Genomic DNA, 10,310 nt, shown 5'->3' with positions numbered 1-10,310 from the left:
GTGGAACCGTAGGAAGTCCCATCATCCCAGCTCAGAGGGCATCCGCGTCTTCATGTCCAAGCCCTGGACCGGCCATTGCTCGGTGGATCGAGGCTGAAGTCACCGGTATTGAGGGGCCCAAGACATGTGACATTTGACTCTTCGAACCCGGGGTCGCACCGCGTAAAGTCGCCGTGTTCCCTCTCACCCCTGTGCGACCATTTGCTGGCTCCGCATTTTCCTTCTGAGGAAGCAAAAGGTAAGGCTGATCGTGAATAAGCGTAGCGCGCGTCGTCTCACCCTGCCTGACCGGAGCCGCGATGGTAAAGCGCCCAAAGTCGTGGACTTCAACGATACGAATGCGACACATTCAAACGGCACCCCGTTCTACGCGCTGAATTGGTGAACTGGGGCTGAGTGGGGTCGGGGGCTGGCGCGGTGACTGACGTTCCGTTTCCAGTCCCCGCTGCTTCAGACTTGCCGTGGAATGGACAGCCCCTGGCCCAGCGCCCCGAAGTGACGATCGCCCACTCCGAGCAGATACTCGCACTGGCCGAAGCCCGCCGACTCGCCGGAGGGCGCCGCCACCGGGCACACCGACCTCAACATGGTGCCCCAGTTCAGCGGCTGGCTGCGGCGCAGCGCGGATCATCTGGAACGGGCATGGAGATCGACCGGCAAAGCGGCCTGCCGGACGGACATCCGGTCGTCCTGGTCAGCCTCTCCCGTGTGCTGCGCTGCCCGCCCCACCGTCGTCGCCCTCGCAGGGCGGTGCACTTGACCGCCGAGCGCCCGCAGCCGGTCCTCGCTGACCACCTACATCACTCCGCACGTCGCGAACCGGCTTGGCTGGTAACGAGAGTGCTTCGGCCTGCCGGTCATTCGGCTGGCGCTCCCCTCCGAGCGGGGCGGTGAGCGCATCGTGCGGGGCGATCGCCCATGTTCGGTCCAGGGAGGCAACTTGCACTTTCATCTCACTTAAATCTCCAGTCCATATGACCACTCACATCACACGCGCGTCGTGCGTTGCGGACGTCCATGACCAGGACTGTCTCTTACTTGCGACCGATCGCGTAACGGAAGGACCCCCCACAAGTGACCAGCAGATACTGGACCCTCAGGGCGGCAGCGACTGGTGTCGCCCTTGCCGTGGCAGCCGCGTTGCCGGGCTTCGCGATAGCACAGGCGGACGAGGGTGCGCCGACAGCGTCCGTTGACCGCCACCACCCCACGTACCACGCCGAGCACGCGCCTGACCATGACCTTGGAGGCCCGCTGAGCAAGACGCAGGAGGCTCAGCGTGAGGAGGGCCTGAAGCAGGTCATATCCGGCGACGCCACGGTCGAGAGGCGTGACGGCTCGCAGGTCGTGAAGCTGAAGAGCAAGAAGGGCACGAGCAAGTACGTCGAACTCGGCCGTGAGAAGACCGACAAGATCTTCACGATCCTCGTGGAGTTCGGCGACCAGACCGACAGCCGCTACGGCGGCACCCCCGGCCCGCTGCACAACCAGTTAGCCAAGCCGGACCGGACGAAGAACAACTCCACGGCATGGCGGGCGGACTACAACCGGCGGCACTACCAGAACCTCTACTTCGGCACCGGCAAGAAGACCGAGTCGCTGAAGAAGTACTACGAGAAGCAGTCCTCGGGCCGCTACTCGATCCAGGGCGAGGTGAGCGACTGGGTCAAGGTCCCCTACAACGAGGCCCGTTACGGCAACAATGCCTGCGGTCAGACCATCTGCGACAGCGTGTGGAACGTGGTCAGCGACGGCCTGAACGCATGGGTCGCCCAGCAGAAGGCGGCCGGGAAGACTGACGCCCAGATCAAGGCGCACGTCGCCCAGTACGACCGGTCGGACCGCTACGACTACGACAACGACGGCAACTTCAACGAGCCCGACGGCTACATCGACCACTTCCAGATAGTGCACGCCGGTGAGGGCGAGGATGCAGGCGGTGGCGCGCAAGGCACGGACGCCATCTGGTCGCACCGCTGGTACGCGTTCGGCACCGACTCCGGTACCACCGGCCCGGCGGACAACAAGCAGGGTGGCGCGCAGATCGGGGACACCGGCATCTGGGTCGGCGACTACACCATGCAGCCGGAGAACGGTGGCCTCGGTGTCTTCGCCCACGAGTACGGCCACGACCTCGGCCTCCCGGACCAATACGACACCACCGCGAAGGACGAGAACTCCACCGGCTTCTGGACCCTGATGTCGAGCGGCGCGTGGCTTGGCCGGAGCAAGACCGAGATCGGCGATCTGCCCGGCGACATGACCGCCTGGGACAAGCTGCAGCTCGGCTGGCTCAACTACGACACGGCGAAGGCCGCGACACAGTCGAAGCACAAGCTGGGGGTCGCGGAGTACAACACCAAGAACAAGCAGGCCCTGGTGGTCGAGCTGCCCAAGAAGAAGGTCACGACCGAGATCGCGGAGCCCCCGCAGGGCTCGACCCAGTGGTGGAGCGGTAGCGGTAACAACCTGTCGCAGACGCTGACCCGTTCCGTGGACCTCACGGGCAAATCCTCCGCGAAGCTGACACTCGACGGCTGGTGGGACATCGAGAAGGGCTACGACTACCTCTACACCGAGGTATCGACCGACGGCGGCGCCAACTGGACGGCGGTCGACGGTACGGCGAGCGGCGAGGCCATCAGCCGTGACGGCACCGGCAAGCCGGCGCTCGACGGAACGACCGACGGGTTCAAGAAGCTCGTCTACCCGCTCGACGCTTACGCGGGCAAGAAGATCGACCTGCGCTTCCGCTACGCCACCGACGCCGCTACGGAGCAGAAGGGGTTCCTGGCCGACATGGTCAGCGTCACCGCCGACGGCTCGGCCCTCTTCACGGACGATGCCGAGTCCGCCGACGCGGCATGGACGGCCAAGGGTTTCTCCCGGATCGGTGGCTCCGTCACCAAGGAGTATGCGCAGTACTACATCGCCGAGAACCGCCAGTACGTGTCGTACGACAAAGGGCTCAAGGGCGCGATCTACTCCCCGCGTAGGAACTGGATGGAGCGTTTCCCGTACCAGAACGGCCTGCTGGTCTGGAAGTGGGACACCTCGCAGCAGGACAACAACACCAGCCAGCATCCCGGTGTCGGCCGCCTGCTGCCTGTAGACGCCCACCCCGAGGCACTGAGGTGGGCGAATGGCGACTTGATGGAAAACGCCATCCAGACCTACGACTCGCCGTTCAGCCTGGGCCGCACCGATGCCTTCACGCTGTTGGACAAGTACGGTGACGTCAGGATCGAGTCGAGGAAGGGTGTCCCGGTCTTCGACGACCACACCCACACGTACTACGACGAGACGAACCCCACCGGTGGCGTCAAGATCACTGACACCAACACTCAGATCAAAATCGTCAAAGAGGCCAGGGACGGCTCGCTGATCTCGGTCCAGGTGGGCCCCGCGGTGAAGTAGGAACTCCGACAGGAGAAGGCACAATCGGCCGCAACCTCGCAAGAGGTTGCGGCCGACGCTCGTTCCTACGGGACGCGCTCCCGTTCTCGCGCACCAAGCCACCCCACAACGATCACCGTGATGAGCTGTCCGGGCACCCCAACGACTCGTCACATCAGGACCGTTGACCTGCCCCAATCACGATGGAACTTCCCTCGTGTCGCTGAGGAACCTGCCAGAGGAACGGTAGCCGTCAAGGTCGACCTGAGCGAGACCAAGTGCCCCGAGGCCACGCAGCACGTCAAGGACGCCATCGCCGCGGGCGCGCCGGCGTTCGTTTCGGAGTTCGCCCTGCCGATCCCGTCCAGGGATATCTGCCACGTGCTCGGCGTCCCCTACCAGCACCACGACTTCTTCCACCACGCCATCAGGGCGGTGACCGAGAGGGCCGGTCAAGGGCAGGTGGAATCATGGACGATGCATCGGCAGGCACGGTCTTCCAGACAGGTCACGGGCGTAGAGCACTCCATGATCACGGGAACCTTCCCTGCATCGTTCCCCGGTCACAGCAACGCTGCAGCCTCGCCTGCCACCCAGGTCTGCCAGACACGACGGGTGTTCGGCAGGTCAGTCCTCCTGTTCCCTTCGGGTGCGCCTTGCCGGCGTGAAAACATGATCGCGGCGCCCGTTCGCCGACTCCGGTAGCTCGTTGGGACTCCAAGCCCACAGGTCAGTCTGGTGCAGGGGCCGCCGCGGGGCCTTGCCTTGTAGCCGTAGAGCACGCCGGTCAGATTTCGTTTCCCCGCTGCCCCTTTGGGGCGGGCGCCGCCTGTACGAACGGAACGAGGGAAAGGGGCACCCGCCCGTGGCGGAGAGGGATGCCGAGGAGAGCGAGCAGGGTCCGGAGCTGGTGGAGCGGGTCGCGGCGATCGACATCGCCAAGGCGTCCGGAATGGTGTGCACCCGGGTGCCGCACGAGGACAAGCCCGGCCGGCGGATGCAGCGGGTGTGGCACGTGGCCGCGACCAGCGGCACCATCCTGGACCTCGCGGACCACCTGATATGCCAGGGCGTCACCCGGGTGGTGATGGAGGCGACCTCGACCTACTGGAAACCGTTCTTCTTTCTCCTGGAGGCGCGGGGGCTTGGATGCTGGCTGGTCAACGCACGGGACGTGAAGAACGTCCCCAGCCGCCCCAAGACCGACAAGCTCGATTCGGTGTGGCCGGCCAAGCTCGCCGAACGCGGCATGCTCAGGGCCTCGTTCGTGCCTCCGAAGCCGGTGCGCGAACTGCGGGACCTGACCCGCTCCCGCGCGGTCCTCACCCACGAGTACACCCGGCACAAGCAGCGCGCAGAGAAGCTCCTGGAGGACGCGCAGATCAAACTGTCCTCAGTGATCTCCGACATCTTCGGCGTCTCCGGCCGCGCGATGCTCGAAGCGCTGATCGCGGGCGAACGCAGCCCCAGAGCACTGGCCGACCTGGCACACGGCACCATCAAGGCCAGCCCCCAAGCCCTTCAAGAGGCACTGGCGGGCGGTTTCGAGGAACACCACGCGTTCATGCTGCGGATGCTGCTGGACACCGTCGACTACCTCACCCTGCAGATCAACAAACTCACCGCCCGCATCACCACCCGCCTCACCGAACTGTCCACAACCCCCGACGCCCCAGACGACGACCAGCCCGGACAGGGCATGCTCATGCCGCTGACCGACGTCGAGCGCCTGGACGAAATCCCCAGCGTCGGACCCGCCACCGCCCAGGTCATCCTCGCCGAGATCGGCACCGACATGAGCGTGTTCCCCACCGCTGACCACCTCGCCTCCTGGGCCCGACTGTCCCCACGCACCTTCCAGTCCGGCCCGAAGAACACCTCAGAACCCGCCGGCAAAGGCAACCCCTGGCTGCGCGGAGCCCTCGGCGAAGCAGCCGTCTCCGCCGCCCGCACCGACACCTTCCTCGGCGCCCGCTACCGCCGCATCGTCAAACGCCGAGGTCACCTCAAGGCCCTGGTCGCCGTCGCCCGCTCCATCCTGGTCATGGTCTGGCACCTCATGAACGACCCCACCGCCCGCTACCGCGACCTCGGCCCCGACTGGCACACCAAGAACCTCGATCCGGCCCGCAAGACCCGCGACCTCGTCCGCCAGCTCACGGCCCTCGGCCACGACGTCACCCTCACCCCGGCAGGCGCCTGACGACCCACCGCACCGCCCCTCAACCCCGCCGACACAGCCCCAGGGGCTACACCGCCATACCCGTCGAACCCTCGAGTTTTCCGGTCAGGGCGATCAAGGAGCCAGAGCACATACCCGGCGTGGCACCGGGCCCACGGACTGTCCGAATTAGCTGCCCGATCGAGCCTGGCCCGTAGATCAGCGCTGTCGACAGCCCGGGCAACCAGCACGTATTCGCGATCCTTGCAGCGATACGCCCGGTGGACGACGATCTCGACCAGGTCGGTGAGCTTCGCCTTGAGCGCCTCCTCCTGGCGAGCACGGGCCACCTCCCGGATCAGGCTCTGCTTCGTACCCCACGCCTTCGCATGCTGCGTCCACTCCAGCCGGTACCTCGCCTCCCACTCCAGGAAGAACAACACATAAGGCAGCCCCGGCCACCGTCGCCAGATCCCCGTCCACAGGACCACCCCACACCCCATCAGGCAGCGAACGCCGCTGGGCTTGCTGATGCCTCCGGCGCGCCTGCAGAAAGGCCGGCTCATGGTACTGCTCGTCCGCTCCCAGGGGCCGTGACGGCGGCCGTCAGAGGGCTCTGATCCACTTCTTGTGGGGTGTGATGTGAGGTCTCACGAGATCATTGACGTGATGTGCTCAGCACTTCGTTGACGCTTCTGCGCCGCTGGATCGTGGTGCGTATGCCTTGAAGCGGGTGACCGGCTGGTTGCTGTCGCGGGGGTGCAGGCAGAGCTCTTCTCCGTGGAGCAGGACGCGGAAGTGGGTGTCCTCGACGAAGATCTCGACGGTTTTGCCAGCGTGGGTTCGCCCGATGCGTAGGCGCTGGCGGGTGACCATGACGACTCCGTCGGTGGGGACTCGGCGGGTCACGCTGATCACGCCGGCGGTCGGGGCGGGTAGGGGGTCGGTGGCGACTCGGGCGCCGCGTATCCGAGTGCGTTGGTCGGGTGTGATCGGAGAGGGCAGCGTCTTGGCGAGTACGCCGTCGGCGACGACGTGGAGGAGGTGTCCGTCCAGGCGCAGGGTGACCTGGTGCCCGGCCAGTGGCGTCCCGACGTTGACGGGGTGCCCGCTCACTCGGCAGAAGCCAGCGCCGTCGACAGCGCGGATCACCTCGATGACCGCGCCGACGGGGAGGCGTGTGTTGCGGGCCGCGATGGCGACGGTTGGTGGCGGTCCCGCCGGATTGGCACCGCGCATCCGTAGTTCGTCCAGGTTCTCCGCGTTCAAGTTGGACGCGACGGTGCGGACATGCTGTCCGCCGATGAGGATATGGACGCTGTGCTCGTCGGCCCAGACGTGCGCGAGTTGGCCGGCCAGGGCAGTCCCCAGCCCGATGCGTTGGACTCGCGGCAGCAGGCTCAGCAGCCCACTTGCGGCGATCACGGTGTCGAACTCCACTGCCCTGTCGCTGGATGGGGCGATCACGTTCGCCGGGGTGAATATGGGGCGGGTGCTCGGGACCGGCTCGGCCGGAGTGGCCGCGGCCACTTGCGGGACCGCGGGTGAGCTGAGCGAAGGGCCGGAGGCCGTGGTCCGAGACGGCTTGGGCCGGAACAGGCTTGAGGGGGTCGCCATGGCCAGGGCCTGGTGAGGGCGCTTGTAGTTGTAGGCATGAACCCAGGCGTCGATGGCGGCCTGGGCGGCCAGCAGATCAGCGAACGGCCCGCTGTCGTCAAGGAGTTCGCGGCGCAGGGTGCGATGAAAGCGTTCGATCTTGCCGGTCGTGGTGGGCGAGCGCGGCTTGGTCAGTCGGCCGGTGATGCCGTTCTCGCGGCAAACGCGTTCGAAGAGCACCTCGGCGGGGCGCGGCTTGGTGAAGCGCCCGGTGAACTGCTTGCCGTTGTCGGTCAGCACTTCGGAGGGGATCCCGTGGGTGCGCATAGCGGCAGTGAACGCCTCGCAGACCGCGCGTCCGGAGGGGACGGCGAGCACCGCTGATACGACCAGGAACCGGGAGTGGTCATCGATGCCGGTCAGCATCTTGCACTCGCGGCCGTCGGCGAGGTAGATCCCGCCGACCAGGTCCAGTTGCCACAGGTGCATCGGCGCCGCACGCTGCCATCGCTTGTACTTGCGGGTGTGCCGCTGTTCCTGCGGGACGATCAGACTGTTGCGGGTGAGCACGCGGTGGACGGTGGCCTTGGACGGCACCGGCGTCACGCCCCGGACCTCGATTTCATAGGAGATCCGCCGAGCACCCCAGCGCGGGTGAGCCCGGCGCAACTCGCAGACCAGGGCCTCGACTTCGGCCGCAAGCCGATGCGGACTGCTATGCGGGCGCCGGGACACGTCGTCGAGCCCGCCACGGCCACCTGCCTCATACCTGCGACGCCAGCCGTGCACCGCCTGACGGGAAACCCCGTACCGGACCGCGACCTCCGTGATCGGCGAACCGGCCAGCACCTCCCGCACCGCCTGGAACCTTTGCTCGGCCAACCACACCCGGTCTATCTCCACCCGTGCCTCCACCTCAAGATCAGTGGAGGGGAGCTGATCACTAACCGGCGAAGACCGTCAAGCATGTCCCGAGTACACGACGTAAACGATCTCGTGAGACCTCACATCACATGGGGCGATGACGTAGCGTCACGAGCTGCTGGAAGAATGCCTGTTCGTGTGATTGCAGCGTGCTCTCGGTGGCCTTCCCCCATCTGGCGTCGGTGATGGTGGAACGGGTCCTGGTCGACGACAGCGGGGTGGCGCTCACGGCGCGTACGGCGACCCGGGAGGCTGCCTGCCCCAGGTGCGGCACGCGGTCCGGCCGTGTCCATGGCGGGTATCGGCGACGGCTGGCCGACCTGGCGGTGGCTGGGCGGAAGGTCGTGATCGACCTGGCGGTGCGGCGGTTTGTGTGCCAGGCGGCGCCGTGCGAACGCCGTACGTTCGTCGAGCAGATAGACGGGCTGACCGAGCGGTTCGCGCGCCGCACTCCCGCACTCCGTCGGACGTTGGAGCGGATAGCAATGGCGCTCGCGGGACGTCCGGCGGCTCGGCTGGCCGCGCACCTGTCGGTCCCCGTCAGCGCGAACTCGCTGATCAGGATGGTGCGCAGGCTCCCGGCCAAACAGTCCTCAGTCGCCCCGCGAGTGATGGGAGTGCATGATTTCGCGTTCAAGAAGGGCCACGTGTACGGCACGATCATCGTGGACATGGAGACCGGCGAGCGTGTGGACGTATTGCCCGACCGCACCTCGGGGACGCTCACCGCCTGGCTGCGCGCCCACCCCGGGGCCGAGATCGTGTGCAGAGACCGGGCCAGCGCCTACGCCGAAGCCGTCCGCACCGTCTGCCCCGACGCCACGCAGGTCGCGGACAGGTACCACCTCTGGAAGAACCTGTGCGAAGCCGTCGAGAAGTGCGTCGCCCAGCACCGTACGTGCCTCGCCGAGGACACGAGCACCGACAGCCCCGCCGCCGTGAAGGCCTGGCCCTGCACGACATCGACGACCTGACCGACGCCGAGCCGGACACCATGCGCTTCCGCCTCCACCACCTGCCCGCCCGCCTCGCCGACCACGCCCGCCGCCGCCGGCTGCGGATCGAGGCGACCTGGCCCTGGGCCCAGGCGTTCACCACCTGCTGGCAACGGCTGAACACCCTCCCAGTCCTGACCTGACAACCGGCCCACCACACCCTTCAGACAAGGAAGGAGGACACCCGCACCACCCCCGGGAGCCGTGGAACCCCGGCGCAGCCGCAGCGACACGCGAAGCCCCCGCCCGCGATCACGCGGGACAAACGGAGTGAACCAGCAACACCGTCATGCGCTCACGACCACTGACGAATCGAGGTTAATACTCCGGGGTGCTCAGCTGAGCGTCACGTAAATGTACTCATGGTCGTTACTGGGTACCCTAGTGTCGACCCTTGACAGCTCATTGCCTGTACAATCCGATGAGCTGTAGCTCAGGATTAGCACACGAACGCCGAGCGTCCCGGTGAAAGCTGCGTCGAAGAGGTCTGAACGTGCAGGTTCGAAGCACACGTACGTAACTATGTTATCGTGGTTGGCGAAACGTACTGAAATGGACTTGGCTGGTTTTTGAGGCGGGATAGTGGCAGCCAGGTGCCAGGTGCCGACTGCCGCGTTCGCGGGGGTGGCGACACCGAGGATCCCTGCGGCGACTGTTAACGCGGCACCGATGATGATGCTCTTTGTTGGTTTCAGTCGGTAGGTGAACATATTGAGCGTACCCTTTCCCTTCGGACGTTCATACCGTTCGGCAGGGGACTTTCGTGGTGCTGCTGAGACGGTGGGTCGCCGAGTGGAGCGATCAAGCTCCGGAATAACGCCCCTCGCGAGATTCAGACCTCCCTAAAATCCTTGCGGCTTATGATCACCGCCTCACTTTCGGAAAGCGCCGACAGAGCGAAAGCGCAGCATGTCGGTGCTGTTATTCTAAACCCACAAGAAATGCTTATCCAGTGGGAGTGCAGGCTCGCGTAGCCAGCAGGGGCGCCGCTGCGTCAGCATGTCCGCTCCACCGGGCCCGAGGTAGAGACATCTGTCCCGCGAGATTAGCCTCAATACCGGTAACTTAGGTAGATTTTGTCCGCTTGACTCGTTTGGGTTTGGTGGCATTGACGATAGTGATGGCTTGGGCAGGTGGGTGATCTGCAGCCTGGTGGGCTGCACGTTTGAGTGGCCAGTTGGCGACTTTGCGCTTGATGACGCGGGGGTTGGCCCGGCGGCGTCGCGGTGGCAGGAGAC

General features: G+C 65.9%; 5 protein-coding genes. 4 read left to right on the top strand and 1 reads right to left on the bottom strand.

Features of this window, described 5'->3' with window-relative positions:
* Positions 1-1,074: 1,074 nt before the first annotated feature.
* Both ABZ453_RS49055 and ABZ453_RS49050 read left to right on the top strand, forming a co-directional pair.
* Complete coding sequence (locus ABZ453_RS49055; protein WP_359026293.1) at positions 1,075-3,417, top strand: immune inhibitor A domain-containing protein; 2,343 nt, start codon at positions 1,075-1,077, stop codon at positions 3,415-3,417.
* Between the two features lie 844 nt (positions 3,418-4,261).
* Positions 4,262-5,599 (top strand): IS110 family transposase, encoded by a 1,338-nt coding sequence (locus ABZ453_RS49050; RefSeq protein ID WP_359026291.1) that lies wholly within the window; start codon positions 4,262-4,264, stop codon positions 5,597-5,599.
* Positions 5,600-6,232: 633 nt separating this feature from the next.
* Here the strand turns inward: ABZ453_RS49050 and ABZ453_RS49045 are convergent.
* Positions 6,233-8,056, bottom strand: a complete 1,824-nt coding sequence (locus ABZ453_RS49045) for an IS481 family transposase (protein ID WP_359026289.1) — start codon at positions 8,054-8,056, stop codon at positions 6,233-6,235.
* 170 nt (positions 8,057-8,226) lie between these two features.
* Here ABZ453_RS49045 and ABZ453_RS49040 point away from each other — a divergent pair, with 170 nt between their 5' ends.
* Complete coding sequence (locus ABZ453_RS49040; RefSeq protein ID WP_359026287.1) at positions 8,227-9,051, top strand: ISL3 family transposase; 825 nt, start codon at positions 8,227-8,229, stop codon at positions 9,049-9,051.
* Positions 8,976-9,215: a hypothetical protein gene (locus ABZ453_RS49035; RefSeq protein ID WP_359026296.1), complete on the top strand. Its 240-nt coding sequence runs from the start codon at positions 8,976-8,978 to the stop codon at positions 9,213-9,215. The genes ABZ453_RS49040 and ABZ453_RS49035 overlap by 76 nt, the downstream gene beginning before the upstream one ends.
* Positions 9,216-10,310: the final 1,095 nt, after the last annotated feature.

Origin of the sequence: Streptomyces sp. NPDC005799 (assembly GCF_040630525.1) — a bacterium.
Taxonomy (GTDB): domain Bacteria; phylum Actinomycetota; class Actinomycetes; order Streptomycetales; family Streptomycetaceae; genus Streptomyces; species Streptomyces griseorubiginosus_B.
The sequence above is the reverse complement of the archived record's forward strand: the minus strand, read 5'-3'. Positions and strand labels throughout refer to the sequence as shown.